The 26,581-nt window shown below is 59.8% G+C and carries 26 protein-coding genes; 5 read left to right on the top strand and 21 right to left on the bottom strand.

Annotation, left to right across the window (positions count from 1 at the left end; genetic code table 11):
• Positions 1-43 precede the first annotated feature (43 nt).
• A complete protein-coding gene (locus AB4Y44_RS18935; RefSeq protein WP_368700516.1) occupies positions 44-1,582 on the top strand; it encodes an IS66 family transposase in 1,539 nt (512 codons plus the stop codon).
• Here the strand turns inward: AB4Y44_RS18935 and AB4Y44_RS18940 are convergent.
• The 6 genes from AB4Y44_RS18940 to AB4Y44_RS18965 form a co-directional block, all read right to left on the bottom strand.
• Complete coding sequence (locus tag AB4Y44_RS18940; RefSeq protein WP_368700517.1) at positions 1,569-1,949, bottom strand: hypothetical protein; 381 nt, start codon at positions 1,947-1,949, stop codon at positions 1,569-1,571. The genes AB4Y44_RS18935 and AB4Y44_RS18940 overlap by 14 nt on opposite strands.
• Positions 1,950-2,145: 196 nt before the next feature.
• Positions 2,146-3,048, bottom strand: coding sequence for a hypothetical protein (locus AB4Y44_RS18945; RefSeq protein WP_368700518.1), 903 nt, complete (start codon positions 3,046-3,048; stop codon positions 2,146-2,148).
• Between the two features lie 22 nt (positions 3,049-3,070).
• Entirely contained in the window at positions 3,071-3,847 is a 777-nt protein-coding gene (locus tag AB4Y44_RS18950; protein ID WP_368700519.1) for a DUF6345 domain-containing protein, read from the bottom strand.
• Between the two features lie 17 nt (positions 3,848-3,864).
• Positions 3,865-4,707 carry a hypothetical protein gene (locus AB4Y44_RS18955; protein WP_368700520.1) on the bottom strand — a complete coding sequence of 281 codons (843 nt, stop codon included), beginning with the start codon at positions 4,705-4,707 and terminating at the stop codon, positions 3,865-3,867.
• 15 nt (positions 4,708-4,722) lie between these two features.
• On the bottom strand, positions 4,723-5,571 hold the full coding sequence (locus AB4Y44_RS18960) for a HEAT repeat domain-containing protein (RefSeq protein WP_368700521.1): 849 nt from the start codon (positions 5,569-5,571) through the stop codon (positions 4,723-4,725).
• Positions 5,572-5,581: 10 nt separating this feature from the next.
• Positions 5,582-7,891 (bottom strand): hypothetical protein, encoded by a 2,310-nt coding sequence (locus AB4Y44_RS18965; protein WP_368700522.1) that lies wholly within the window; start codon positions 7,889-7,891, stop codon positions 5,582-5,584.
• An 888-nt stretch (positions 7,892-8,779) separates the two neighbouring features.
• Between AB4Y44_RS18965 and AB4Y44_RS18970 the strand changes: the two genes are divergently transcribed.
• Positions 8,780-9,601: a hypothetical protein gene (locus tag AB4Y44_RS18970; protein ID WP_368700523.1), complete on the top strand. Its 822-nt coding sequence runs from the start codon at positions 8,780-8,782 to the stop codon at positions 9,599-9,601.
• Positions 9,602-9,653: 52 nt separating this feature from the next.
• On the opposite strand, the gene AB4Y44_RS18975 is transcribed toward AB4Y44_RS18970, so the two are convergent.
• The 13 genes from AB4Y44_RS18975 to AB4Y44_RS19035 form a co-directional block, all read right to left on the bottom strand.
• On the bottom strand, positions 9,654-11,486 hold the full coding sequence (locus AB4Y44_RS18975) for a hypothetical protein (RefSeq protein ID WP_368700524.1): 1,833 nt from the start codon (positions 11,484-11,486) through the stop codon (positions 9,654-9,656).
• A 165-nt stretch (positions 11,487-11,651) separates the two neighbouring features.
• Positions 11,652-12,575 carry a helix-turn-helix domain-containing protein gene (locus AB4Y44_RS18980; protein WP_368700525.1) on the bottom strand — a complete coding sequence of 308 codons (924 nt, stop codon included), beginning with the start codon at positions 12,573-12,575 and terminating at the stop codon, positions 11,652-11,654.
• Positions 12,565-12,828, bottom strand: coding sequence for a hypothetical protein (locus AB4Y44_RS18985; protein WP_368700526.1), 264 nt, complete (start codon positions 12,826-12,828; stop codon positions 12,565-12,567). The genes AB4Y44_RS18980 and AB4Y44_RS18985 overlap by 11 nt, the downstream gene beginning before the upstream one ends.
• Positions 12,821-13,645, bottom strand: a complete 825-nt coding sequence (locus AB4Y44_RS18990) for a hypothetical protein (RefSeq protein ID WP_368700527.1) — start codon at positions 13,643-13,645, stop codon at positions 12,821-12,823. The genes AB4Y44_RS18985 and AB4Y44_RS18990 overlap by 8 nt, the downstream gene beginning before the upstream one ends.
• Positions 13,645-14,244: a hypothetical protein gene (locus AB4Y44_RS18995; RefSeq protein ID WP_368700528.1), complete on the bottom strand. Its 600-nt coding sequence runs from the start codon at positions 14,242-14,244 to the stop codon at positions 13,645-13,647. The genes AB4Y44_RS18990 and AB4Y44_RS18995 overlap by 1 nt, the downstream gene beginning before the upstream one ends.
• A gap of 1,024 nt (positions 14,245-15,268) precedes the next feature.
• Positions 15,269-15,682, bottom strand: a complete 414-nt coding sequence (locus tag AB4Y44_RS19000) for a phage antirepressor KilAC domain-containing protein (protein ID WP_368700529.1) — start codon at positions 15,680-15,682, stop codon at positions 15,269-15,271.
• Positions 15,683-16,334: 652 nt separating this feature from the next.
• Positions 16,335-16,691, bottom strand: a complete 357-nt coding sequence (locus tag AB4Y44_RS19005; protein WP_368700530.1) for a hypothetical protein — start codon at positions 16,689-16,691, stop codon at positions 16,335-16,337.
• Positions 16,681-16,842, bottom strand: a complete 162-nt coding sequence (locus tag AB4Y44_RS19010; protein ID WP_368700531.1) for a hypothetical protein — start codon at positions 16,840-16,842, stop codon at positions 16,681-16,683. Before AB4Y44_RS19010 ends, AB4Y44_RS19005 begins: the two co-directional genes overlap by 11 nt.
• Before the next feature lie 287 nt (positions 16,843-17,129).
• Complete coding sequence (locus AB4Y44_RS19015; protein ID WP_368700532.1) at positions 17,130-17,849, bottom strand: Rha family transcriptional regulator; 720 nt, start codon at positions 17,847-17,849, stop codon at positions 17,130-17,132.
• A 3-nt stretch (positions 17,850-17,852) separates the two neighbouring features.
• Positions 17,853-18,116, bottom strand: a complete 264-nt coding sequence (locus AB4Y44_RS19020; protein WP_368700533.1) for a helix-turn-helix transcriptional regulator — start codon at positions 18,114-18,116, stop codon at positions 17,853-17,855.
• Positions 18,117-18,264: 148 nt separating this feature from the next.
• Positions 18,265-18,690 (bottom strand): hypothetical protein, encoded by a 426-nt coding sequence (locus tag AB4Y44_RS19025; protein ID WP_368700534.1) that lies wholly within the window; start codon positions 18,688-18,690, stop codon positions 18,265-18,267.
• Positions 18,691-19,101: 411 nt separating this feature from the next.
• Positions 19,102-20,604 carry a caspase domain-containing protein gene (locus tag AB4Y44_RS19030; protein WP_368700535.1) on the bottom strand — a complete coding sequence of 501 codons (1,503 nt, stop codon included), beginning with the start codon at positions 20,602-20,604 and terminating at the stop codon, positions 19,102-19,104.
• A 144-nt stretch (positions 20,605-20,748) separates the two neighbouring features.
• On the bottom strand, positions 20,749-21,660 hold the full coding sequence (locus AB4Y44_RS19035) for a hypothetical protein (RefSeq protein WP_368700536.1): 912 nt from the start codon (positions 21,658-21,660) through the stop codon (positions 20,749-20,751).
• Positions 21,661-21,906: 246 nt separating this feature from the next.
• Here AB4Y44_RS19035 and AB4Y44_RS19040 point away from each other — a divergent pair, with 246 nt between their 5' ends.
• Complete coding sequence (locus tag AB4Y44_RS19040) at positions 21,907-22,323, top strand: hypothetical protein (RefSeq protein WP_342924057.1); 417 nt, start codon at positions 21,907-21,909, stop codon at positions 22,321-22,323.
• Positions 22,324-22,344: 21 nt separating this feature from the next.
• Here the strand turns inward: AB4Y44_RS19040 and poxB are convergent, their stop codons facing one another.
• Positions 22,345-24,063 (bottom strand): ubiquinone-dependent pyruvate dehydrogenase, encoded by a 1,719-nt coding sequence (gene poxB / locus AB4Y44_RS19045; RefSeq protein WP_368694110.1) that lies wholly within the window; start codon positions 24,061-24,063, stop codon positions 22,345-22,347.
• A 254-nt stretch (positions 24,064-24,317) separates the two neighbouring features.
• Here poxB and AB4Y44_RS19050 point away from each other — a divergent pair, with 254 nt between their 5' ends.
• Positions 24,318-25,025 (top strand): 16S rRNA pseudouridine(516) synthase, encoded by a 708-nt coding sequence (locus tag AB4Y44_RS19050; protein WP_342921089.1) that lies wholly within the window; start codon positions 24,318-24,320, stop codon positions 25,023-25,025.
• A gap of 155 nt (positions 25,026-25,180) precedes the next feature.
• Complete coding sequence (locus tag AB4Y44_RS19055) at positions 25,181-25,369, top strand: hypothetical protein (RefSeq protein WP_042260822.1); 189 nt, start codon at positions 25,181-25,183, stop codon at positions 25,367-25,369.
• A 34-nt stretch (positions 25,370-25,403) separates the two neighbouring features.
• Here AB4Y44_RS19055 and AB4Y44_RS19060 read toward each other — a convergent pair whose 3' ends face one another.
• Positions 25,404-26,486: an NAD-dependent epimerase/dehydratase family protein gene (locus AB4Y44_RS19060; protein ID WP_368700537.1), complete on the bottom strand. Its 1,083-nt coding sequence runs from the start codon at positions 26,484-26,486 to the stop codon at positions 25,404-25,406.
• Positions 26,487-26,581 lie beyond the last annotated feature (95 nt).

The raw sequence follows: 26,581 nt of genomic DNA on the forward strand, positions 1-26,581 counted from the left end.
TGGCTTGCTTCCGTCGCGGGTGAGGTTCTGGCAGACTGCCTGCATGGACCTGCCCGCCGACCTCGACACCCTGAGCCCCGACGAACTGCGCACGCTGGCCGCGCGGTTAATGTCGCAGGTTGGTGAGAACGAACGGGAGCTGCATTACCGGCAGACACGTATCGAGCAGCTCGCGCATGAGATTGCTGTACTGAAGCGCATGCAGTTCGGCCGGCGTAGCGAACAGACCAACAGCGAACAGATGAGCCTGCTCAATGAGGCGATTGACGCCGATCTGGCCGCGCTCGAGATTGAACTGGAGCAGTTGCGGCCGACACCTCGAACCGATGACGAGCGCCAGAAGCCGAAGCGGGCAAGCTTGCCGCCCGGTTTCCCGCGTACAGACATCCACCACGAGCCCGCAGACACCCGGTGCTCGTGCGGTTGTGAGCGCGAACGGATCGGCGAAGACATCAGCGAGAAACTGGACTACACGCCGGGCGTATTCATGGTCGAGCGGCACGTCCGTGGCAAGTGGGTCTGCAGGACGTGCGAAACGCTGGTCCAGGCGCCGGTGCCGCCCCACGTGATCGACAAGGGCATTCCCACCACGGGTCTGCTCGCGCAGGTGCTGGTGCTGGTCGCCAAATACGGTGACCATCTTCCTTTGTATCGCCAGGAGCGCATCTTTGGTCGGGCCGGCCTGGCGATTCCGCAATCGACGCTGGGTGAATGGGTTGGTGTTTGCGGGATGAGACTGCAGCCACTGGTCGACGCGCTGCGAGCGGAACTGCACAGGCAGGAAGTGCTGCACGCCGACGAGACGCCGGTGCAGATGCTCAGCCCGGGCAAGGGCAAGACCCATCGGGCCTATCTCTGGGCATACAGCACCACGCAGTTTGCCGAATTGAAGGCGGTCGTCTATGACTTCGCCGACAGCCGCGCTGGTGAGCATGCCCGTGCGTTCCTTGGCGGCTGGTGCGGCAAACTCGTGTGTGATGACTACGGTGGCTACAAGGAAGGTTTCCGTCAAGGCATTACGGAGATCGGGTGTGCTGCCCACGCCCGACGGAAGTTCTACGAGCTTCACGCCAATCACAAGAGTCAGATTGCCGGGCAGGCACTTGAATACTTCGCGGCACTCTACGACGTCGAGCGAGAGGCCGCAGGGCTCGATCCCGAACAAAGACGTGCCCTTCGTCAGGAGCGTGCCCGGCCGATTGCCGATGCGTTGCACGACTGGATGACTGGTCAGCGCAAGCTCGTCTCGGAGGGCTCGGCCATTGCGAAAGCGCTGGATTACAGCCTCAAACGCTGGGAGGCGCTGATGCGCTATCTCGCCGATGGGCGAGTGCCCATCGATAATAACTGGCTAGAAAACCAGATACGTCCATGGGCAACTGGAAGGGCGAACTGGTTGTTCGCCGGCTCTCTTCGTGCGGGCCAACGTTGTGCCGCCGTCATGAGCCTGATCCGATCGGCACAGCTCAACGGTCATGACCCGTATTGCTATCTGAAAGACGTCCTGACTCGCTTGCCGACCCAGCGCGCCGACAATCTCGCGCAGCTGCTTCCACATCTCTGGTCACCTACCACAGCCTGATCGACACGAATCCATGCCCCCGGTGTGTTTGCCGGGTGCTTACAATCAGATTCACATCTCCGCGTAGGAGCGAATACGGCTCGTCGTCCGGTGAATACAGCCGGAGCTCGTACACGCCAACACGCCGCAATGGCGCGCGCTTTTCGGAGTTAGGAAGGTTTTTGTGACGCGCGACAGCCGCCATGGCTTCGGTGTCTTGTCCCGTGAAAGGAATGACGATTGTGTCGTTGACGATCGAGATGTCGCCGGCCTCCGACGACTTCTCGAGAATGACGTCCAGCGCCGCCGCGTATTCGCGCACCTGGAGCCGCGCCGTGTAACCGTCGAGCTTGATGAAGTCGACACGGCAGTCCGCCCAGTCGGACACGACTACGTCACGCGCGATACCTTGCTCGAATGTGAGGCCATATATAGCTGCGCTCGTCATCTGCTGGTATGGGGGCACGGTATAGAAGGGGTATCCATCCCTCCGACTGTATGGGGCCGTGCATCCCAACCTTGGATTGTTTTTCCAACCAGAAGTCACCTGCTACGTTTTTGTCTCGCAGGAAGCGGACTGATCTTCAACTCGAAGCGCCATCACGATAGCGTTTCCGTGGGGTTTGCTGCGGTACTGTTGGGGGCCGTGGCAGAAGCCTTTCCGGCGACCTCAGGGCCGCCGCGCCCAGGTATCCCGACCGCACGGCAGCACGGCCCGATAAAGGGCCTTCCGTGGCGGTTGTCGTCATCGATAGTACATAGACAGGCTGAAGGTAGCGCTGCGGCACGTCCCATGCGTGCTCGAAATACCCGAAGCGAATGTCATCGATTCTGATGAGGCCGCTGCCCTCCTCGCCCAATTCGCGCAACGCCTCCTGCTGAACCACTTCCGTAGAGCGCAATGGAACATCATCCGCGTGGACTGCTGAAATATCTCGCCAGATGCGATCAACGCCGGTGAGATTGCCTTTGTGATCGATATACACCATCACCTTTCCGCCCGGACCCTCGACAGGGATGCCGTCGATAACACGCCCGAATACCACGCCAACATCGATGACACGATGCTCCGCGACCCCCGTGCGCGGCTCCGCGATGCCAACGTTGAGACGCGTCACGCGCAACACTCTGCACTCATCGAGCGGCATGACTGTGTGCGCTTCGATAATACCTTTTGCCAAGCGGATCGCCGTCTCGTCGTCAAACTCGACACGTGCGGTGCCATCGTCGACCTGCCAACGCGCCTTATCGTGAAAGCGTAGGCCGTGCGACGCGTGATGGACAACGAGCTCCAGCGATCCCTCGCTGTAGCGCGTCTGGCGCGAGTCCTGGCACAGTGAGCCGGTTTTTATGTCGCCTTTGAGCCCGAAGCGGCGTGCGATCTCGAACACGGTCTTCTGGCTCACTCGCGGCGGGGCTAGTCGAAAGATGCGCGCCCGGTCCTGCGGCACGGAAGGTGACTCTGTCGAAAGCTGGAACGTCGGCATCGTGCCTCTCCTTCTCCCACGGCTATCCGCGCCACTTCCACGCGAGCCAGTTGGTCGCGTGGACGTCGAACCAAAGCCAGTCAAGGGTTTCACTGTCGCGCCGTGCGAGAGCTTCGTCGCGCGTGAAACCTGCGGCGATCGCGATCGGGCGCACTGGTTGATCCGGACTCTCGAGAGAATATCCCGTGTCGAGCCAGGCATTAGCAATCGGAATCCCTCCGCAAATATCGAGGGCAAAGGAAATACGTCGGCTCTGCGTTGTTGGCCAGATCCGCCCCAGACCAATGAATCCAAGGAGGAGATGAGCGCCTTGCATCGGCCCGCCCCACATCTTGACAATGTGCTCGGCGACCGTGTCGGAGACGATATCGCAACTGTCGATCGCGAACCACTTGAGCCGGTTCGAACCGAGCCTCCATCGCGAGCTGATCGACCTGCACTTAAGGAAACCCGGATCGACGTGCCGCGACGAAAACCCGATATTGAACGCCGCGAATGGATCTGATGTGTAGGTCGAGCCACCGTGCCCGGCGACGTAGCAGAAGTGGACATTGTCGCTCCAGCGCAGCGAGTCTCCCCCGAAATCGGGATGATCGAAGTCCGCCGACCACGCGTTGTCGTTACCCCAGTCGAAAATGTCATCGTGCCCGCAGGAACGCATGGCAAGCAGAAAGCCCTCCGCGCAATCGCCCGCAAACCTGAGATTTGGCACAGCCGGGCATTCCGCATCGTTCTGTGGGTAGATGTTGATCCACTCCACTCCGACTCTCACCGCATTAACCATGTGGCCCCCATTCATTGTCAAGCGTTCCTTGCCTAGAACGGACGCGGGTTGCCGATGCGATAGGCAACCGCATTCACGAACTGCGAACCGAGGCGCCCATTCCCGGAATTACGCGCCGCCTGCGTGACCGCCAGAGGCACCCACAGCTGAGACATCTCGGCGAGATCGGCATCGAACTCGACGGCGATTTGGTATGGCGAATGGAACAGCAGATGGCTCGGGTTAGTGTCGAAGCGATCCAAAACGCCGAAGTCGAAATCACTTACCCGGTGCGGATAAAACCAGTCCGCGTCGTGAGGAGGGGACCCAATCTTGATGTGCGAGGTCTGGAAGTCGTGTTTGTACTGCCAGTGATGCCACGACTCATGCAGCATGACTGACGCGCGGTTGCTCGCCGAGTCGCTCGGTGATCCGAGACTGAAGAGCCTGCAATAAAGATTGGTGCGATCCCGTGCGAGGAAACGCCCTGTCTGCGCCTGTGCCTCAGTCGTTGTGTCAGGAGCTCCTGTCGTGGCGAGCCTGGTGTAGAACGGACCATGAAAGCGGTTATCTGCTGCGCGTGACGAGCTTTTGTAGTCCTCGGTCGAGTGCCATTGCAGCGCAAAATTGTCTGTCAGCGTGTAATTGATAAGAAACACAGCGTTGACGACCTTTGCAAACGGCAGGCTGTCATTGCACGCATCCTTCAGGCCGTCCTGATACCACGATAGATCGGTGAGGTCATACGCATCCCATACCCAGATGTATAGGTCGCGCCAACATCCATTGTAGAGACCGGCTACCGTCACTTCCTCCAAATTTGCACCGGCCACGCAGTGCACGGGAGAGGACGGAGGTGGGTCCGAAGGCAAGCCGGGCTCGCTGGGGTAACTCATAAGTCTCTCCTCAACTCACGATCGGGGTTCCGGCAATCGCCGGGTAGGATTGCGCGCGATTTGCGGCGCTGGCGGTCGTTCCTCGGGGTGTTGCTCGTAAAAGGCGGCCACTTTTTCAGCGAATTGCGCCGGCTCGCTGTCACGCGTAAACCGAGGGAGACCGACGAGCTTCGCCTCGTCGCGTCGCGCCGCTGCACGGGCGCGCTCGATTGCTTCGGGGCTGTCCTCGTGGTTGTAGATATATGCGTCGAGCGCCGCTAGGCGCACGACACGCGACTCGTGATATCGAGCGAAACCGAGCACGGCCTCGAACGCCTCAGGGGTACGAATCCACGCGAGCATTTCGACCGCCCTCGCCCTCAGCATCGCTTCGGCATCGAGGTGCGAAATGCAAGTCCCACATGCACGGTGATTCAACGTCTCCTTCACGATGCTGCTCACTGGAAGGCCGATGAATTTCACCAGCGGCTCTATAAAGTCCTGCTGACGCATCTCGCCGATGATAGAGAGGAGGAGCAGATGTTGACCGACGTCGCCGGCTGGCAAATTGAAGAGGCTCGCGATTAACGCGTTAGCCACTTCCTCGTCAGAGCGGGCCGCGGCGACGGCGTCGCGCACAGCTTGAACTTCCGAGATAGGCGTGCCAGCCACCCAGCGCACAAATGCGTCGATGGAGCGCGCGTCGAGCTTCACGAACGGTTCGCGCTTGATCATCGAAGGATCGAATGCCGGCGGCTCCGACTCACGCGGCATTTTCGAGGTCAGGTTGGCACGCTGTCGACGGGACCCCAAGGCATATCCACCCAATCCCGTTGCGACGAACGCGAGCGCGACGAGCGCTCTTAAGGGCTTGCGTTCCAGCATGGGTTCCTCGCTATGTGTTGCCTTCGCTGCTGCAGCTCGGACAGGGCGTCGCGAGCGCGAATGCCGCATTGTCGCTCGCATTGTATCCGGTGAGCGCGCTGTATCCATTGGTCGCTGTCGCCAGGACATCCAGGCGCTCTGAAAACGCTGCGTTAGAACAGGACCCGAGTAGCATCGAGATGACGACGTCCTTCGAGTCCGTGAAGGAGCCGATCTTAATGAAACCGTTGCTCCCAGCGTCCCCCACGACTCCCGAAGTGGACGCGCCCGGAATGACAGGGCCCGCCCCGCGCGCGGTCACGAACGAATAATCGGCGAAGCCATTCGCGTGCCGCGCGATGAAGGACACGGTTGCGGTGTCCGATGGCGAAGCATAGTTGTGGAACCCACAAACGGGGTCAGGTGTGACGGTCCCACCAACCGCGAGAATTTCTGCGCCACATCGGTTATTGTCCACGCGTAACACCATACGGAAACCCATCGTGTTACCACCGACGGAAATTCGGTTGTACGTAGGCGCGGGCGACGTCGTGATTGTGCCTGTTCCGAACGGCGCATCTCGGTCGGTGATGCGTAGGTCGATCCCATTGGCGGTCCAGTCGACGAGGGCACCCGCCGCATCGAAAAGCTCGAGCTTTATCTCGTACCGCCCGGCTGCAAGATCGTCCGGCCACGGCGGACCGCTCACTGGCGTGCCCGCGAGCGACGCAGTGTCAAAGTACGCGGTTGCGAGATCAATGTTCTCGTTGAGCACCACCCACTCGTTGCCGGCCGGTGGAAGCAGCGGCCGGATGCGGAAGAGGTTCGGCGCCGGGGCGGCGTTGGGTCCGGACGTCGGCATCGGGCCCATGAAGTCAGACGGGTAGCTCGTTCCGACCTTGTAGTGTCGGTATACGTCACGTGTCATCACGGACCACACGTTAATCGGCACCGAGCTTTGGTCCACGGTCGTGGCGATGCCGTCGGCACCGCTAAGGCGACGATACGACCAGCGGTAGTATGGGATTTTTTTCACATCAATGAGTTCAGTGCGGCTGAAATCGACGCGTGGCTCGAGCGTTGCACCAAACGGCTGATTCGCATTGGTAAGTCCTTCTACCCCGATCGTCTGCACCTGACGGACGGCGATGTTGCGGCCGATCGACAACACCACGACTTGACAGCCCGGTAAGTCGGGCTCGTCGTCACAACCCGGTACACGGGGGTCCGTGATGTGGATCGTCACCTCGGAGCCGCACATGTACTCCCAATACGTGTTGCACGCGATCCATGGGCGGTAGACGGTTTCGAAGCCACCGCCGAAATCGTACTCAACCCAGAAGTAGAGATTTGGATGGTCGCCGCCGCACGGGTAGAAAATCGTTGTCTCAAAGCGGCCGAGCGTGTCCGTCGTCAGCATCGCCAATTCGTCGCAACGGAATAGCCACCACCAATGCGGCCAATGGCATAACCACGGGATCAGAAATTTCCAGTTGTTGACCAACGTCCTGCGCACAATCAACGGTGACGTACTGTACAGCGCGAGCTGAATTTCAGGCGATAGAAGGTCGCTGTAGCGCGGAGGAAGCGGTTGAGGATTGAGACTGGCGACAACTCCAGGCGGGAGCGGCTGCGGATTGAGACTGGCGACAACTCCAGGCGGGAGCGGCTGCGGATTGAGACTCGAGGCTTCTCCAGGCGGAAGCGGCTGCGGATTGATACTTACCAGAGAACCGATGTCTCTAGCGAACCGTAGCACCGAGTCTTTGGAGCGAGCGGTGCCTTGCACGATAGGCCACGGATCCGGTCCAGGGTCTGGAATTGGCGGCTTGAGAATGACACGCAGCAGATCGTCGCGAAGACGAAGCACATCCGCGTCGGGAAGCCTTTCGATCCACCATGGGATGCGATCCACCTCGCAAATGTGAACGCGCGCATTGCAGACTGCGCGATTGTCGCTTTTGCGTACAGTCCTGCCATGCACCCAGCAGAAGCAAAACGGCCAGTTATCAATGATGAAGCCCGGAATGTCTATCTGGTCCGTTAGCTCGTCGCCGGCTTGCAGTACCGGCTGGTACGCACCAAGGCGTTCCAGAAGCACCGCGGTGAGGCGCTTTGCGTCGATCTTCTCGCTCACCGGTGCGACGAATACTCGCTCGCGGCCTAGTCCGGCCTTCGGTATGCTCAACTGGACTTTACCGTCACGAACAGCCACCTGTTCAAGGAGCTCGCCGCGTGCATCGAATACGTAGACGGCAAGCGGATGCTTGAAGTCGGGTCGTTGCGCGGTTGAAACCTGAAAAGTGACTTGTCTTGTCGGGTCTTGCGGTTGCCTAGCCATGAACTACTCCTCTGAAAAGCAAGCGCGCCGCGCATGATCAGGCCGTTGGCTGACTAAGTGTTGCACCACCGTTTTTGCGAGTCGATTGAATCAAACGTTCCGCAGCGCATCCGCTGTTAGCGGTGCTTTTCTTGTTGAGAGTCCACATGTAAAGGAACACGCGGAGTGTCGTGTGCGGTGTGCCCTAACGATGGGGTATTTAAATGAGCTACCCTTTTTTCGGTTCGTTAGCGTGTTTTTAAAGAAGCTTAGGCTGCGATCTTCCACAAGACAAGTCGAATACCCATAATTCAAATTGCCCAAATCGAAACACTATCAAACAGTGTCTCTTAGCCGCGTTCGTCCGACGACCGAGCGCGACGGTCGTCATTTCAAACGCATGTTTGATGCAATTTGCATAATCCGATCTCGAACCGTCAGTCGCCTCGGCAACGCTTCGACGGCCGCTAGCTAGCTACGACTGCCACTTCGCGCAAGCAAGTCTGTGGGCGAAAGCTCGGACGCACTCGCCACTCGGTGTTCTTTGCTCGCCAGACCGCTCGACTATATGTTGTTGTTCAAAGTCACGCGCGTAGATTTTCTACGATCTGTTCAGTAACTTACCGTCGAGGCGTAAGCCTCACGCAAGACAGAATCACTTGATTGAAGGAGATTGTGCGATAGCACACAGTTCAGCCTTGAAACCGTTGTGTGCCACAACTATCAAAGCAAAAGTCACTGTCGGATTCATCTTTCGGGCGTCTTCACAAGCGCGGCCAGCAAAAGGCCGTGTGCGAGTCCTGGACGACTTTTTGAACAAACTAGTGACGCCCCACGAGACCACGGTTTCGCCCAGCGGTTGGACAGAAACCGTCATGCATGGCGACATCATGCTTGCCTTCTGGACATTTGCTTTTTCTGCGCCGGTCAAGTTTGAAACGAAGCTCCGCCGACGATTGCCGTGCGCCGAGCAGCTTCCAGTGTGATTACCCGAAGGAGTTGGTCGGCGCGGACGCCCCCTCGCGTGCGCGCATGGCGATCAATTCGGGTGACGTGCTCGTCTCGACCGTTCGTCCGAACCTGAACGCGATCGCAATGGTGCCGGACAGTCTGCACAAGCAGGTCGCAAGCACGGGCTTTTGCGTCCTGCGCGCGAACGAAGACGTCTCGCCAAAATACCTCTTCTACTTCACCCGCTCGCAGCGCTTCATCAAAGGTTTGCTGGCGTTCGTGGCGGGCGCACTCTACCCGGCCGTGACGGACAAGCAGGTCCTCGACCAGGAACTGCCGGCGCATTCGCCCGAGGAGCGGATCCAATACGTGGAGCTTCTGTCGCGCGCGGAGCACATCGTCCGCTTGCGGGCTGACGCGCAACGCAGGGTCGCGGAACTGATGCCGGCGACCTTCGCAAAGATCTTCGGCGATCCGGCGACCAATCCGGAGAGCTGGCCGATGACGACGATCGGCGAATTGCTCACCGATGCGGATTACGGCAGCAGCGCGAAGGCGCACACGGATCCCGTGGGCTTGCCGATGATCCGCATGGGCAATGTGACGTACGACGGCGATCTGGATCTGGAAGACCTGAAATATGTCGAGATGGGCGCAGAGGACGTCGAGCGCTTCGGTCTGCTCGAAGGCGAAATCCTGTTCAACCGCACCAACAGTAACGAGCTTGTTGGCAGGACAGGCATGTGGGACGGCCATGACGGGACTGGTCCCCTCCGGTAACCTGACCAAGTTCCTGAAGCCAACTGGGTTGAACTCGACGCGGCAACGAAGACTATCGGACTCGTTTGATACGGCCGAACCTCGCAACTGTCTCTTCGAGTGGTGCCGCCGGACGTTCGAGCGTCAATACGCTAGTGCTGCCATACCGGCTCTGCTGCACTAGCTCGCCGGTGTCAGCGTTGAACTTGATATGGTCGGCGAGTAGTTCGAGCGCCTTCTCCGAGTCGGTTAGATATGCGCTCCAGAAGTAGGAGCGCAAAGCATCGTGAAATGGTCGAGTCATGAACCCCATCCGAGGGTCACTGTCGGGAACATCCTTCGAGTTCCATATTCCGACTAGGTAGCACAGCGGCCGTGATACAAACGGATAGAGGCCATCGACCATGTTCTCGCGCATTTTGTCTACCAGAAGCTTTCGCACCCGGTCCTGAATATCAGCGATGGCCACCCTTCCGAAACGTCCCCACACGCGTTCGAACACTTCAAACAGCATTAACCGTACAGCGTCGTCATGCCCACGCTCAGCAGCCGCCCCTTCTACTAGCTCGAAGACTGCCTTTGAGAACACTTCATAAACAGAAGGGTCACCAAACACAGGATGGTAGGCGTCCTCGTAGTCGGTAGGCAGCGCATCCCGATTTTTTACTATCAGGTCGTAAACCTGTGCATACGTGTGTGCAACGACGGAAGCCACCTTATACGCGGGTGTTCGATATGCACTGTCCTCTGGAACGCCGCTGAGCTCCCACATTTGGGAGCGGAACACCTCCCACAAGTTCTCGAAAGCGTGGTGAAGAGAATGCGGATAGCTGTGAAAGTCCTTCTGCTGGAAGTAGCTTTCAAGCATGGCCTTGAAGGCCCGACAGTAACGCTCCGTCGATCCCTGCGTTACCGCCTCTGCCTTATAGCTCTTCCATCCGTCGAATAGCTCGATGCGCTGCACTGCGAAACCATAGTCGCCGTATATTGAACGCGTATACATCCCGTAGTGTCCGAGCCCGGCATACTCCTCCTCCTTTGCGAGAAATGAACCATCGCTAAGAAATGCGTTGGCCGAAAGCTCACGCAGAAAGGACTTTGCTACGTTGCCGCTCCCGTTACGAGTCTTCAATTCTTCGACAAGCGCGACGAACGTCCCTGGCGATGATTCGACCACGACTTTGCAAAATCGCCGGTCGGACAACATTTGCAGCAGTTGGAACGCGACCTTCTGATACTCAAGAGGTTGTGTTTTTAGCTGCGTCGCGGCCACCCCTGCCGACGCCGCCTCCACCAGCCGGCCGATGTTCCTCCCTATTTCAACAGAAAGCGCCCGAAGGGCATCTGTATCACCGGCGGCCAAGGTGTAGTGACACGCCTGTGCAAATTCCCTAGCGTTCCGACGGCTGAACGTCGTTGGCTGGAAGTAGCTATAAGCGACAGTAACGAAGGCAACGAGGCCGCTCAAAGCTCCGGCAAGCTCCCACAACACTGGGTATCCCAAAGGCGAATTTGGTGGCGTTGTGTACAGCGACGGGATAAGCGCTGCGTAGCCTGTGAAAGCGAAAACTAAGACAAACAGTGCGAACGCCCACCGGATGACTCTGGCCCGTATGCGGTTGCGGAGGCGCACAGCCGGTGTACCAAGCTGAAGGAATGCGATAACGAGACCGAGAGCGGCCAGCGCGTCGCCGAGCGTCAGGTAGGAGTTGTTCGGCTTTAGAGGGTTGTATTGGCACTGCCCTAATGCTCGGATTCCGAGACAAGGAAACGTGTCGACCGACTCTGCGGCGGCTGCAGACGCTAGATGTGCGGCACCGGCGATTGGAATCGATGCAGCATGCATGGCGTTGCCCACGACCGCTGAAGCTGCATTTACTGCGCTGGCGACCACATGTGCGTCCAAGGCCACTCCCGTTTGAATTTTTCGAGATTTTACTTTGCCTGTCGCTATGCGTCTTTCTGTCTCAGTCGCGATAACCCCGTTCGCTACACGGGGCACGAGCATGTCGCCTCGCTCGTGAGCAATCATCCGACGGCACTTGCTCGTCGGGGCCGACCCGCGAACGCGTCAAGCGGAGGCATATTCGCCAGTCCAACCATCCGGGGCGTGGTGCTCGACCAAGTAATCAAGGCGGGGCATTCGTCCGGCGCGCAATTCATCCAAATAGCTTTCGATGGCGCGGTGGCGCTTGACCTTTTGGCGCAGCGGCTCGACGGCCTTCGCGAGTTGTTCTGCGGCGGCGACGAGCGCGGAACTGCCGCGAATCTCATCGAGCCCGTGCTTACGAGCCATGTCGAGTGCTTGCTCGACCGTGCGCGCGGCATCCGTCACGCGGCCGAAGTCCTCTTGCACCGGCTTCGTCTGTTCGGTGAACTGGATCATCACCGTGGCGAACTGCGCCGCTATGCCGCCCAGTATCGATTCCGTACCGCGCATGAGGGCATGCTGATGCGCCACGCGCGCGTCATACTCCATGTGCGGCGAGAGCCCAAGCAGGAAATCGCACGAGACGGCGTAGACCTGCGAGGCCTGCCGCAGGAACTGATGGTCGCGCGGTGTCGGCCGCTTGCCGCTCTCGATCAGGCTGAGTTGCGTCGAGTTCTTGTAGCCGAACCTCTCGGCAGCGTCCACGGCAGTCATGCCCGACATGACGCGCGCGACGATCAGGTTGTAGCGCAGCGTTTCCAGTTCTTCAGGCTTGTTCCTGTCGCGCACGAAGCGATTTAGGGTCTGCCGTGAAAGTGCGTCGCGCTGCGCATCGGTCGGGGGCTGGCTACCCGACGGCGCAGCATCGCCGCCGGGTTCCGGCTCGTGTCGGCCGTCCAGCCCGACCGCGTTCGTCCAGCCCTCGCGCCGCGCAATGTTCCCGATTGTGGCGCTCGGAATCGCAAATCGCTTCGCGATTTCAGCAGAGGACGCCCCGCCTTCGAACATGTTGCGAGCGTGGCCCCAGTCGTGCCGCGTCAGGTGACGCGCTAAATCAAGACTCATGCGAACTCCCTACTGAAAGACCGGCCTCAAGCCGGTGTACGATGCGTTCCAGACGCTCGACCGTGGCAGTGAGCGCGATCCCTTGAAGCTGCGAGCCGTCTTCAGAAGCAGGCCAGCCTGCCCGCAGGGAGCGCTTGTAGATGGCCGATGCGCTGACACCAAACTCACGCGCGAGCCCCTTTGCCGACTCCTTGCCATCCACGTAACGACGCTGTATCGAGGCCCACTGTTCAGGTGCAAGTCTCTTACCCATAGAACCTCGCAACGTCGCGCCGGTCGATTGCCGTCAGCGTGGCGACGGTGAGTTGAGTGCGCACATCGATCGCTTCACCCCGGCTCGAACGCGGCATTGTGAAGGGTTTCGAAATGCTCTCGATGACGATAGGAAGAATCGTCTGATCGCCGTACTTCATTGCGAGCAGTTGCGGCGCGACGGATGGATAGATCGTTTCAAGTGGGCTCTGCTTCAGCCCGTTTTGCAGCGCGCCTGCGATCACGCCCTGATCGGCCAGATACTGTGGCACCGCCCACTGTTCGAGTTGAGTGACCGGCTGGCGGACTTCTGTGTCCGGGTCCATCAGCGCGCGAAAGTGCGCCGTGAAGCTGAACTTGACGGGCGGCATACCCGAAAACACCTGCGTCGAGTTCAGTTTCGTGATGCCGGTGCGGCCGGTCGCATCGCGCAGTATCTTGCCCACGTCTGACTGACCGACCCTATCGCCAAACAGCGCCTGAAGGTCCGGCGCGAGCTGCCCCGATTGCAGCATGGCAGAAATGGTCGGCACCCTCGATTCCGCGCCCATTCCCTCAAACGGGCTATTCCAGTTCAGCGCCATTTCCTGCGAGCCGTCGGAGATCGGTGTCCACACTTCATAGCCGTCATCGACAACAAAGTTGTCTGCCGATGAAACGGTACGCGTACCAAAGCTTTGCACCCAGTTCGTAGCGTTATCGGCGCGTTTGACAGGGTAGAACTTCGCGAGCAGGTGCGGATTGATCCCGTCCCACTTCGAGGACAGGATCTTTGCTGATGCCGTTTGAGGAGGCGATGGCGTGACAGCCCCAGCCATTAGACGATCCCTCGCAGTAGCGTCGTATCGAACAGCGGAGCGCTCGCGACGAACACTTGGGCGCGCCGAACGCGTTCCTCCTCATCTGCGATTTGACTTGTCCATTCGGCGAGGTCGCTAGGGTCCGGTTTGACGCCCGCACGCTGAATTGCGTCGTCATCCAGACCGGCTTCGCGCAGCCGCGCAGACATCTCCGCACGAGCATCGCCGTACCCGTGAACCTTAGCGCGCAGAGCTTCGATCTTCAGGGGACTATCGATCAGCACCGCCGCGCAGCGGCCGATCTCGGCACGGAATCGCTCGCGTTGCGCTTTCATGTAGCAGTCAAGGTCGGCGCTGTGCTGCCTCATGCCGGTGTCTTGCGCCCGCAGATCAGCAATGCGATCCCGAAGACAATCGGCCGGGCTCGCGCCGGTCGATTCGGCCAGCAGGACCGCTTGGCGAATCTCAGCAAGGCGGCCAAATTTTGCACTTAGCTGCGCCGCGCTTTGCGCCGCTTCGTCGGCGAGTCGGCGCACGCTGGAGTCTTTGAGGGCGTCGAAAAACGCTTTGCGGAGGCTTTCAGGGCAATCGTTATCGATAGGAAACAAGAATTGCATGGTGCGTGTGCTCCGAGTGATTGAGCACCTAGTTTCCCCGGCATTTTTGCCTCATCGCCGCGCTATTTTCCTAAAATTCCAACCGGACGTCTCAAACGTCACACCCCACTCAACGGACGAACGTTGTACACGCGCTCGCGCGTGCGCGCGCCCGCATTGGCGTCGGAAAATTCACTGACGCCTGTCTTACCCGTTGCGGAAGCGGCACACGCATCGCAAATGAGCGGTCCTTCGGCAGATTCGACCTCGACAATCGACGCTATATCCATACCAGCTCGTTCAGATTTCCGCACCGCAATGATTTCATACCGCTAGGCGTTCGCCGAAGAGGCGGTCATTCTCGACCATCGACATCATTTGCCTGAAACGGCAAATGGAAGTGCCCAAGGGGGCCAATCTCATTCGCCCAAAGAGGCAAATGGAAATGCCCAAAAGGGCAAATCCCTAATAAGGACAGATGTAAACGCAGATGGAAAACCAGATAGAGCCGCCGCTCGTGCGGCGACAAGAGACGCCGGTCTGCGAGGAGACTGGGAACTGACGCAGAACTCGGTCCGCAGTCCGCTGAGTAACCTGAAGCCCGTCCGGTCAACCATCCACGGAGTTAGCCATTCCAAGGCTCTAGGCATGGCACGCCATTAACCAAGGATCACGAAGCCCGCCACGGCCCGATTTTCGGCCCTGCCGTCGATTTTCGTCCGACCCCTATGGTTTCAAAACGCTAGGGCAGGCACAAACCCACGCGTGCGTGCGCCCGTGCGCACGCGCGCGCATAGGCATGGGAAAACCTTGGACACCATCAGGCGACACCGATACACGCGTGTGCGTGTGCGCGCATATGCGTAACAAAAGTGCCTCTCAATCCACGAGCCTGCGGGCCGCCCTGAGGACCCGCTGGTTGGCTTTCAACCGGTCCACCACATCGGACGTGCTATTTCCCGGCGTTACCTTGCGCTGAGCGGCGCGCGCAACCAACGCGAGGCGAAGTTCCGCCGCCGCACGAAGGCGCGAAATTGTCCTGGCTTCACTCATTGGGCGACTCTCTAACTGCCACGCCAAGGCGGCGGGCGATTTCCCGCTCGCCTTCCATTGTGAGTTGCACCCATTGGACAGCGCCGCGCCCCCGCAGCACGGTCCAGCCAGCGTTCAGTGACGTCTCCGTGGGTCGCCAGCCGTCCGGCGCGCGGCATAGCCAGCCCTCGCGCCTCAGGTGCGCGAACAGGTCGATGCGCCTCATGCGAAGCTCGCGTGCAACGTCAGTCACGGGACGGCAACCAACATACCGGTTGACCGACTCGCGCCCCGCCTCCCGCTTAGCCTCGCGACTGCGTGCGCCGTCTAGCGCGCGTTGAACACGGCGCTGCACGGTCGCCTCATCAAAACCCAGCTTCCGAAGCAATTCGGTTAGCTGGTTGGCCTGCCTTTCGAGGCTCCGCATCTTCTGAACCCTCCTTCTCTATGATGTTTGTCGAGACTCACGTCCAGCCAACTATCCAGCTCGCTACGCAACCTCGCCGCCACGAAAGAACTACTCGGGAGATGGTTCCTCTAGAGGGTCACCGTCTCACGGTACAGCCGAACTGCTAAAACGAGGCTACATTGCACCGCCAGCCGGTTTAGTGGGCGGCAGTCCTATACCGGCAGCCGGTGCAATGATTGCCGTCCCTGCACCGGCGCACGGTATAAGCGATATGTTTTTGGGCTTCCTGTCGAGATATGCGCCGCGCCGAAACGCTAAGGCGACTCCTGCGTCGTATCCGTCGAGTTTGTCGAGCGCCCACCATGTACACGCGTACCAACTTGCTTTGTTTGGCCGCTGCCCCTTGCAGGTTTCAAAAATCAGTTGGGCTTCAAGCAACTCATTCTTCGCGCGCAAAATGGTGTCGTTGCTCGTCCACCCTCGCGGCCGAAGACGGGCTAACGTCAGGATCATGCGCCCGTTGTCGTCCCCATGGAATTGGCGCGCGACTTCCAGCAGCAACGATTTAGCAGGATGCGAGAGCCCTTGATATGCGGCACTATCGAGGACTGACCACGGAAAGGCGACAAAGCCACCCGGATCACGCACGGCCCCCTTGTACCGCTTTGGTCTAGCCATCGCAGCATTTGCTCTCGGCCAACGCTTGCGCACTGGTTGTGGTGATGCGACTGGGTGCGACAACTGAAGTCCTGCCCGCTAGATCTTCGCCACGCTCTGCGAGCATTCCAGCGGCTTGACCCGCGAGCGCGAGCAATGCGTCCACATCATCCGATTCGATGGTCGGTGAATGCCCAATTTCGCACCGCACGGAATTTGCGCGTACTAGCCTGATGGCAGCCTCGATGCCACGAGCAACAGCATGTGTGCGCTCTAACTCCTCGGCGAGCCTCAGTGGGCCGTTAGGCTCGAATTCGAACGTATCGAGCGCTTGATCATCGAAAAGTGCGTCCGGTTGGTTATGCATCATGGCGAGCCTCCGCGCGGGCGAGTTCAGGCAGAAGAAGGAGGGCGTCACCGGTCACGTCGAGCGCGTCAAATACGGTCGGTGCCGGTGCGGCGTCGCGGATGATTTCGAGAAGGGATTGCGGTTGCTCGGGACGAGCGGGGATATGGCGCATGGCGCGGCCTCCTATCGATGAACACGGAGACCCGCCGTCCACTGCTAAATGGGGTGGGCGGGCCATTGACCGGGTTAGCAGACAGGCTCGATAGGAAACCTGCGCACGCGAACGTGCCCCAGCCAAGGCCCACCCATAGAAACAGGCGCGCAAAGGCGAGCGGACGTAAAAAAACCGCGCTGAGGCGGTTGTCCGCCTATCGAATTCCCGGCTGCTAAACCGGTGGCCTGTTGTCTCAGGCACGAGCGCAGTATAGCCCATCGACGTGGGTTTACAAGTGGCATAAATCACGCAGCGACCTCCGTCGCGACGCCGTCGAACAGATCAGGCTGGGCGCTTGCCTGACCGAGCCAAACCCGGTTAGTCGTAATGCGCTGCCAGTCGCCGCCAGTGACAATGCAGTCAAGCAAGCGCTCTGCGAAATGCGCCGCATCGCGCACCTGGGCACACGTCATCACGCGAAAGCACGCCGATCCCGCAAAGTCATTCATCGCGTGGTAGACGCCGCTGAAGAGCAGTCGGTGACGCGCGATGCACTGGCCAGCAAGTGCATAAAGCGGTTCGCGATCCGCGACCGAGCTTCGCTTCGATGTGCCTTCTGGAAGCGTGGTTGCTGGGTAGTGGCGGGCGCGCAGGCGCTCGCGCATACTCAAAAATGCGTCCACGAGGCGAACTTGTCCGGCACGAGAGTTCTTGCCGCCGACGAACGGCATGGCGATCAGTGCGCCGCGCTCGGTCAATTCGATCATTCGGCGCTTCTCGCCTTTCGCATCGACGTATTCGACCGACTTAAAATCTTGCCCGTTGATCGTGCTATCCGCGATCAGGGCGTCGGTGGACTGAAGCACATTCTTATGTTCCCGTTTGAACACGCGTGCGATCGTGAGAGTGTCCGTCATCGGCTTGCCGTCACGGAGATGCACCAATGCGGCGTCCTCGTGTCGGGTCGTCGGGACTGCACTCTTCGCGCGAGTGCAGCCCTTTTTATTTTCGGAGGTCTTCGGCATCTCTCACGACCCCATTGGGGTGCGATAGTTTGCCGGATCAGCCAGCCACCGGTGGATCTCTCGGTTAGGCCAGGCCACACATCGCGCGGACCCAAGCTGGACTCGCTTCGGGAAACGGCCCGCAAGCTCGCGTACGCGAACGGATTCGCGAACCAACGGAATAAATGGGGATAGATCACGCCAGCGGCTAAAGCCGTCGAGTGGAATGGCCATGTGTCCTGCATCAGTCACACCGGCGCGGCTGGATTCAAGTGACTGTTTGCTCATTTGGTTGTGCCCCATAAAAATAGAACCCACACCTTATTGCCTGAGTTTCACCACCTTTCGCCAGCTTTTCCTAAGTTTCACCACCTTCGCCCAACAACGCCCAACCACAACCCAAACAATTGATTTAGAAAAGTATTTTAATTTCTACTCAGTACCGAGCAGATTTCGGTGCGCGTGCTATTGCTCTTTCGATACGCGCTCGAAACGTATCGCGCTGCCCGTCGGTTAGGCGGATAGCTGCCAGCACGCTGCGGACCTCGTGCGCAACTGCCTCGGCACCCGCCGCGTAACCCCGTCCATATTCCTCTCGCAGCCTGTCGCCCGATGGTGCAGCCTCAGCCGGTTTTGCCGAGTACGGATCTGGCAGCCCCCAATAATTGCACTGGCCAAGCGTGGGGTGCGTGCCCTTGCGTTTGATGATGTGGATTTCACGCGAAGATTTCTCCAGCGTATGCTTATTGATTCCGGCGTCGGCCGCCGCCAGAAAGACTTCGTTCTGCGGCTTGCAGCCACGTTTTAGGTAGCTGAGAAGGAACGCTCGGGCGGCTGAGCTTTTCGGTTTGGTGCGGTGCATACGGTGTGGTGACAATCGCCTGGGAGTTGTCGGATACCAGATTTCGTGGAGTCCGGAACCCTTGAATTTGCTCGACTATTTCGATGGTTCTGGCGCAACGTTCGGCCGGCCGTGGCGGGATTCGTGAAGGGGACGGTGATTCGTGACAGGGAATCTGGAAATCCTGCATCTACACCGCCATTGCGCAGGGTCGGCGAATTTTTTTAGACGGCCATCTGGCCGGGCGACAATCAGCCAGATGAGGCATTGGGTCGCTTGAAGCGAAGGCCATCACTGCGCATGACGACGACACAGAAAATTTTTCTCATGTGCTTTGGAGGCGTGGACGGGATGACCAAACGGCATCAACCCAGCCCCGCCAATCGGGAGACAGACGTACCGCGCTGACCTCAAATCATCGGCCTATCGGTATTAAGCCTTCCCCGGCGCGGGCAACGCGTTGACAGGCTCAGCCCCGGTCGTGAAGTCGTCCGCAATGTTGAGAGACTTTGCGATCCGCTCTCTCATCCACGCGTTCAGTTTTTCCGATAAAACTTCCAAGAACCTCGCGCCGCCATCAAACACAGAAAATTTCGCTGGATAAGATGTCCATTCGGTCAGCGCGGCAGATTTATATTCATTCCACGCGACCTCCTTGTATTCCGAAAAACAAAATGATATCTGAATTTCTGTTTTAGACAAAAAACAAGCCACCCAAGCAGCGTATTTCTTCAGATTCGGCAATTTCGGAGAAAATTCAACAAACACCGAGCAAAACGGCATGCCCTTAACCTGAGTCGTCACGCCATCGATCACATTACGATATTTTGTGACAGTTTTTTCAGGCACTCCGGTATTCATAAGTCGTGCAATTGATCCAAGAGGATTATCTACCGGAGCCTCGTATGCCTCCCGGGTGTAAGCAGGGGCGACAAAAAAACCACGATCATCATCTTTTGCCCATTTCCCAAGAACTTCCGACTTCGGGACAGAGTAATCCTCACGAAAATCTTTTGTCACTTCAAATAGCGATGAAAGCTCACCCAGAATATTATGTTTCTCTATATTCGATTTTAAATTCGACACATGCTGAATTGCTTGGTTGAGTGTCACATAATCTCTCGCAAGTGCGTTAACGACATCAACAAAGCTACGTCGCTCCGCAATCGTAACGGATTTTTCATCGGTTTCTTTTTTTGCAACTCGTAGCGCCAGCCGCTCCCGTACCTCAGGCGAAAAGTCACCAAAGACTTCTGTAAAACTGCCCTGAGTTACGAATAGTGGTTTTTGTTTTGAATCTCGCTGAAAGGCATCCGATATATAATCAATTACATCTTTGTATCTAATCGAATCCAATGACGAAGATGCGACTGCCTCAACGAATGCCCGAGTAAAATAACTCAAATCACTTGCAGCCCAAGAGCGCTGATCACTTTGTGAACTACACAAAAAATAGCAAGTTTCAAAAACATTTTGCGTGGAAGATTTCATGTATTCTGAAAACCCGGCTCCGTCCTTTATGTACGGCATTCCAGAATAACAAGCGTCGATTACTTTCACGACGACCTTCGGCCCTAACGCCCGCAGGAGATTATCTAATTCAGTATTTGTCAGTGAAGTCTGGGCGGGTTTTGCCGCCGAATAATCTCGGAGCAAAAAACGGAATTCATCTTCAACGAAATCGCCATGCCCTGTGAAATAAAAGAAGAGTTCGTCTATGTCTTCCGTGCTGTGTCGGGCAATGTAGTCGGCAATACGTGATTTGGTATGCTGGCCGTCTTCTCCAGACGGCGTGATGAAAATTTCATCGAATTTGCCCGCTGCACCGTTCAAGAGCTCCTGCATAACAGCAACGTCATTTGCGCACGCGGGCAGCGCGCTGTCGCTATCAATGTAGTCCGTTACGCCAACGAGTATCGCTAGATTTTTTGCCATTTTTCAAAGTGGGAGTGTGAGGATCGTCGCTTACCACGAGGGCGGGACAAACCTATTTTCAAATATCTCTGTATGCTGAGGGAGGCAAAGCACGTGCGCCATATCCAGTGCGCCACGCGAGAAATGTGCCTCCAACGGCGAACGTCACTTGATGCCGTAGTAGCTGCCGAGGGCATCTGCCAGCAGATTTCCACCAGCGCCGATTCCAACCGCCCATACACCGTCAATTGCCTTCGCGGTCATCTTGGTCATCCACGCCTTGACCTGCGGACCGAATTGCTTCGTCTCGGCGACAACCTTCGGATCATCATCGTCTACAGCAGCTTTGAGTTCAGCCACGTCAGTTTCGCTGACACCCGTGTCCTTGAAGACTCTCGCCAACGAGACGAAATCACCCTTGCTCACGGTGTTCGTGATCGTGGTTGCGTTGTTGTTCCCAAAAACAAACGTCGCGTTATCGCCGAACACAGCGGACGCGAACATTCCAGGAGCGTCGATACCCTGCGCTGCCTCCTTCATCTTGTCGTCGGCCACGTCACCTAACTCCCCTTGCAGATTGAGCGCGAAATCCAATAGACGGGAACGAACCTCGATCAGCACATTTACGATCTGCGTAGGTTCGAACTGGACCCACGCCCGATTTATGTGAAAGCTTGGCTCAATCGCACCTTTGGCGAGCAGGCCATACAACTCCGGCTGAACGGGTCTGCTTAGCGAATTGCTTGCCTTCGACAGTGCTTCTAACACCTGAACCGATTGACGCAGCTTCTCGACGCAGAATCTCTCTCGCATCTCCTTTTGGAGATGCGCTGTTGGCAGCGCCATCGCATTGTGTTGCCAGGCAATATTGGAAATATCACCATAGAGACGCGCGGGGACAACGCGATAAGCCGGGACCGGGCAATCCGTTGTGTACCCATTGAGTTCGTCGTTCACCCAATCGGCGAGCTCCTTATGGCCGATACGGTGCATCAGCACTTTCGTTTTCAAAAGTGCATCCGTCAGCGAACCGTCTTTGTCGCTCAGAAGGGTGACAATCTCTTCGAGTAATCGCATTTACCGCCCTGCTTCCAACGAGATAGGAAATCTTACCGGAAAGGAACGAGTGAAGAGGGCATCGCGACTTGAATTAGCGACAGTGTGGAGGTAGGCGCGTATGGTATAGCTGGCCCGACCTGTGGATAAGCGGGTAGCACCCCCGGTTTGGTGGTATTTTTGGTGGTATCTCTCGATCAAAAAAACAACAAATCCCCGCCAGAATTGAAATAGCGAGATTTATTTCATTCCGGCCCGAGCACCAGAATGCTTTCCGGCACTTGCCGCCGGAATCCTGAAACCCGCGAAAGCTCAACGCTTCGCGGGTTTTTTTGTTGCCGGCCGGAAGCCGGCACGCCCTTCTTTGGACGAAGATCAAGCGTCCTGCGGATGCCGCACGGCCTGCCGCGCCCCGCTGCTATCGTTGTCGATGTTATTGAGATAGCAAACCGGGAGCGCACGATGGACCGCATTTTCATGACGCGAGAGGAAGCCATACGCATCCTCATCGAGGCCCACGAGTCCGTCTCCGGACGCGCCGCCGCCACATTGATCCGCTCGAGCGCAGACAAATCCGCGAAGCTCGAAGCGCTGGACCGCCTGCTGCTCGACGTGCGCGCGGGCCGCGTCGATGAATTTCGCACCTGGCCAGAGGACAGCACCTGCGTCTCGATTACTGACTGACGCAGGTCTGCCGCGCGAGCCTCAGCGCAAATTCGTCTGCGCCAGTTCCACCACCTCGTCTCCACGCCCGCTCAGCACCGCACGCAGCATGTAGAGGCTGAACCCTTTCGCTTGCGCCCACTGCAGCTTCGGCGGCATGGCCAGTTCGTGCTTCGTCGTCACGACGTCGACGAGCGCCGGCCCTGCGTGAGAGAACGCCGCGCGCAACGCCTCATCGAGCGCTTCGGACGTCTCCACGCGCACGCTGAAAAGGCCCGCGCCTTGCGCGATATCTGCGAAGTTGGTGGCCGCCAGATCGGTGCCCGTCTCCACATAGCCGCCCGCCTTCATCTCCATGGCGACGAAACCGAGCGAGCTGTTATTCAGGACAACGATCTTGATCGGCAGATCGAGCTGGCGCGCCGTGAGAATGTCGCCGAGCAGCATCGAAAGGCCGCCGTCGCCGGAGAGCGAGACGACCTGGCGCCCGGCATGCGCCGCCTGCGCGCCGAGCGCCTGCGGCATGGCGTTCGCCATCGAGCCGTGGTTGAACGAGCCGTGCAGGCGGCGCCGGCCGTTCATCGTCAGGTAGCGCGCGGCCCAGAGCGTAGGCGTGCCAACGTCGACCGCGAAGATGGCGTCGTCCTCGGCGAGCGCATCGAGGCGCGCCACCACATACTGCGGATGCAGCGGCTTGCCGGCGGCCGCCGGGCGCGCGAGTTCGTCGAGCCCCTTGCGCGCGTTCGCGTAGTGCTCGCGCGCATGCTCGAGGAAGCGCCGGTCGGTCTTGCGCGTGAGCTTCGGCGTGAGCGCGCGCAACGTCTCGCGTACGTCGCCGATGAGCCCGAGCGCGAGCGGCGCGCGTTTGCCGAGCGCGGCCGCGTCGCGGTCGATCTGCACGATATTCGCGTGCTGCGGATAGAAGTTGCGATACGGGAAGTCGGTGCCGAGCATGACGAGCGTGTCGCACGACATCATCGCGTGGTAGCCCGAGCTGAAGCCGATCAGTCCGGTCATGCCCACGTCGTAGGGGTTGTCCCATTCGACGTACTGCTTGCCGCGCAGCGCATGCACCGTCGGCGCGCCGAGCGCGTCCGCGAAGGCCACCACTTCGTCATGCGAGCCCTTGCAGCCGCTGCCGCACAGCAGCGTCACCGCCTCGGAGCGATTGAGCAGCTCGGCGAGCCGGTCGATATCCGCCGACGAAGGCAAGGTCGCCGGACGCGCCGCCTGGGCCCATGCCGGCTCCTCGTCGGACGCGTCCAGAAGCGCCACGTCGCCGGGCAGCACGATCACGGCGACGCCCTTCTGGTCGATCGCGGTGCGCAGCGCGGTGTCGAGCACGCGCGGGAACTGCGAGGCGTTCGTCACCAGTTCCACGTAGTGGCTGCACTCGCGGAAGAGTTCGGTCGGGTGCGTCTCCTGGAAATAGCCGAGGCCGATTTCCGTCGAGGGAATGTGCGCCGCGATCGCGAGCACCGGCGAGCGGTTGCGATGGCAGTCGTAAAGACCGTTGATGAGATGCAGGTTGCCGGGCCCGCAACTGCCCGCGCACACCGCGAGCCGGCCGGTTGCCGCCGCTTCGGCGCCCGCCGCGAAGGCGGCGACTTCCTCGTGCCGCGTGTGCATCCAGCGGATCGTGCCGAGCTTGCGCAGACTCGCCGACAGCCCGTTCAGGCTGTCGCCGGTCACGCCCCAGATGCGCTCGACGCCGACTGCCTCGAGCGTTTTCGCCAGATGATCCGCGATTGTCTTCGCCATGGTGTTCTCCACGTGAGCCGTATGGCGCAGCGCGCGCACCGGGGCCGGGCGCTGCGCGAGAAGAGATGTGGGGGCAAGGATGCAGGCGTCCGGGGCCTGCCACTGCGCCGGACCTGCGAATGCCCTGCGTTACGTTACGCCATCCGCCCGAAATACGCGGTCAAGCCGTGCGAAGCGGACAGGCGGCGGGCACGGCGGCGCGGACCACGTCGCCACGGATAAAATAGCCGGCTCTACGCTGTCCGCCGTCCGTCATGAATCTCGAAAGCATTCTCTTCACCCAGGGTTTCGGCTCACGCCGCCAATGCCGCGCGCTCATCACCGACGCACGGGTCGCCGTCGCGGGCGAGCCGTGCACCGACCCGCTCGCCACGTTCGACACGGCCGGCCTCGTCTTCAGCGTGGACGGCACGCCGTGGCCGTTTCACGAGCGCGCCTACCTCGCGCTCAACAAGCCCGCGGGCTATGAGTGCTCGCGCGATCCGCAGCATCACCTGAGCGTGTTTCATCTGCTGCCGCCGCAGTTCGCGCAGCGCAACGTGCAGTGCGTGGGCCGCCTCGATCAGGATACGACCGGCCTCCTGCTGCTTTCCGACGATGGCCAGTTCGTCCACGCCTTCACGTCGCCCAAACGCAAGGTGCCGAAGGTCTACGTGGCGAGTACACGCCATCCGCTCGAAGACACCCAGCTCGATGCCCTGCGTGCAGGCGTGCTGCTGCACGGCGAGCGCGAGCCGATTGCCGCCGTCGCCGCCCACGCACGTGCGGACCACGAGCTGGCGCTGACCGTGCTCGAAGGCAAATATCATCAGGTCAAACGGATGGTGGCCGCGGCCGGCAACCGCGTCGAGGCGCTCCACCGCGAGCGCATCGGCGGCTTTTCCCTGCCTGCCGGTCTGGCACCGGGCGCCTGGCAATGGCTCGACGCCGCGGCGCTCGACGCGTTGCGCAACAACGGGTAAACCACCACCGGGCGGCGCGAGCAACCGCCGCTCAGTGCGTTGACACACCGATGCTTGCAAACAGGCATCGTTTTTGCCGCGCCGCAGCATGTCCTTGCCGAGCTTCCGCCCTATACTCGTCTCAAGAACGATTACAAGTTGCAAGGAGGGGCATCATGATCATCAACGGCTCATTCGAAATTTCATTCGTGTTGATGGCCTTCATGGCGCTAGGGGCGGTTCTGATTGGGGGCCTGCTCGCGTCGATGCATATGCGACATCAGTATCATCCGAACCTCATCGGGGCGCTCATCGGAGCGCTATTGTGCTTCCTCCTTCTCGAAGCGCTGCCGGCCATCACGTGAACGGCACGCTTTGCGCCGCGCCGCCCGCCCGCAGTCACGGGTGCGGCGGCAGCGTGCGCAAGAACGCATCTACGTCGGGATAACGCAAACGCACGCGCAGTTCGCGCTTGAGGCGCGTATTGGCGAGCCGTCTCGACTCCCGCATGAACGACAGCAAGACGGGCTCGAGTTCGCGCTCGGCCTCGGCGCGGCTCACGCGCGGGGCGCGCGCGAGGCCGAAGGCATCGGCTACGCGGTCGAAATACTCGCCCATCTTCAGCTCGCTGTCGTCTGTCGCGTGGATCGTGCGCCCCGGGCGGCCGTGCGTCGCGAGGCGCAGGAGAATCGCCGCGAGATCGTCTGCGTGGATGTGGCTCGTGTAGACGTCGTCGCTCGCGATGAGCGCCGGCGTGCGCTTCTCGAGCCGCGCGAGCGGCAGGCGGTTCGCCGCGTAAATGCCGGGAATGCGCGCGATCGTGGCGCTGAGCACGCCGCGCGCCGTCGCGCGGCGCAGTTGCCGTTCGGCCGACACCCGGCGTATGGCGCGGGCGTTGGCGGGCTGCACCGTGCGTGTTTCGTCGATGCGCGCGCCGCCGCAATCCCCGTACACCCCCGTCGTGCTTGCGTAGACGAGCCTCGGGCGATCGAGGCGCTTGCGCCGGGTACGAGAAAACCGCCGGATGCGCTCGGGTACAATGACGGATGCTCCAAAGCCTGCGGCTTGGCCAAAAGCGCTGCGGCGCATGCGCTCCACGAGGCAATGCAATGGGGGCCGCAAGGCGCGCGGCGCCACGCCCGCCAGCGCAGGCCGCGACACCGCGCGACGCCGCGCCGCGAGCGCCGCGATCAGGCGGCGCGTGCGCAGGTCGTCGTCGCCGTCCTTTTGCGGTGGCGCGAGGTGCAGGACGGTGCCGGCCAGGCCCGCGATGCGCGCGAGACTCGTGCGGGAATCGAGGTCGCCGCGCACCGGCGTTGCACCCGCGGCCCGCAGCGCGTCTGCGCGCTCGGCACGGCGCGTGAGCGCGAATACGCGCGCGCGGTCCGGCCGCTCGCGCAACTGGGCGACGCCGCGCAGGCCGACGTCGCCGCAACCGACAATCAGGATGCGCGCACGGCGCAAGGTTCGTGTGGCAATCATGGTGGAACCATTTTAGCGGCCCGGGCCTCGCGGCGAAGGCCGGCAAGCAAACGCGGCAACCTGACCAAAGCGACCCGCGCCCGGAATCAACCCTC

This window comes from Paraburkholderia sp. BR10937 (assembly GCF_040965695.1).
In the GTDB taxonomy this organism is placed as follows: Bacteria; Pseudomonadota; Gammaproteobacteria; order Burkholderiales; family Burkholderiaceae; genus Paraburkholderia.